At 68.1% G+C, this 1,180-nt stretch carries 1 protein-coding gene; it reads right to left on the bottom strand.

Annotated elements, in window-relative coordinates:
- The coding region (gene radA, locus EOA36_RS35765) for a DNA repair protein RadA (protein ID WP_127281264.1) at nt 1–1,128 on the bottom strand (1,128 nt) is incomplete at its 3' end.
- Between the last annotated feature and the right edge of the window lie 52 nt (nt 1,129–1,180).

Here is a 1,180-nt window from a genome sequence, read left to right as displayed (position 1 = left end):
GGGGACGGCAAGATCGCCCGCCGGCTCGCTGATGCGGTAGCCGCGGGCGACTTTGAAATAGACGTCATGCTGGCCGAAACGGACCCCGCAATGCGCCTCCAGCACCGCCAGCACCATCGACAACCGAGCCCCGTCCCAGCCGACCACCGCCCGGCGCGGCGTGCCGAGCGAGGAGGGCGCGCCCAGCGCCTGGATCTCGACCAGGACGGGCCTGGTGCCTTCCATGCCGGCGAAAACCGCCGCTCCCGGCGATTTCGCGTGCCGTTCGCCGAGAAAAAGTTCGGACGGGTTGGAGACCTCGCGCAGACCCTTGTCCGACATTTCGAAGACGCCGATCTCATCGGTCGGTCCGAAGCGGTTCTTCACCGCGCGCAGGATGCGGAAATGGTGGCCGCCTTCGCCCTCGAAATAGAGCACGCCGTCGACCATGTGCTCGACCACGCGCGGACCGGCGATCTGGCCTTCCTTGGTGACATGGCCGACCAGCACGATCGCGGCACCCGTGGATTTGGCGTAGCGGATCATTGCCTGGGCGGCGGCGCGCACCTGGGTGACCGTGCCCGGCGCCGAGTCGGCTAGGTCGGTCCACAGCGTCTGGATCGAATCGAGGATGACCAGATCCGGCCGCTTGCCGTCGGCGATCGTGGCGAGGATATCCTCGACATTGGTCTCGGCCGCCAGTTCCACGGGCGCCGACGCGACGCCGAGCCTCTGCGCGCGCAGCCTGATCTGGGCAACCGCCTCTTCGCCCGAAACATAGACGATGCGGTGGCCCTTGGAGGCAAGAGCGGCCGCGGCCTGGGTGAGCAGCGTCGATTTGCCGATACCGGGATCGCCGCCGACCAGCAGTGCAGAGCCCCGGACGAAACCGCCACCGGTGGCGCGGTCGAGTTCGCCGATGCCTGATATGATGCGCGGCGCGTCCTCGATGTCACCGGAAAGCGTGGTCAGCACCACCGCGCGGCCCTTGCGGGCATTGCGCGTGTTGGCAGGCCCCGAGCCGATGCCGCCCGACGTGCCTTCCTCGACCAGCGTGTGCCACTCCCCGCAGGCATCGCATTTGCCCGCCCAGCGCTGATGCACCGACCCGCAATTCTGGCAGATGAACTGGACGCGGGATTTGGCCACGCTTTTACCTTCCCGCCCGGTTGCGGGCGCGGCGATCCTTCGCGCGCTCCTC

This window comes from Mesorhizobium sp. M8A.F.Ca.ET.021.01.1.1, assembly GCF_003998025.1.
Lineage (GTDB): Bacteria > Pseudomonadota > Alphaproteobacteria > Rhizobiales > Rhizobiaceae > Mesorhizobium.
The sequence above is the reverse complement of the archived record's forward strand: the minus strand, read 5'-3'. Positions and strand labels throughout refer to the sequence as shown.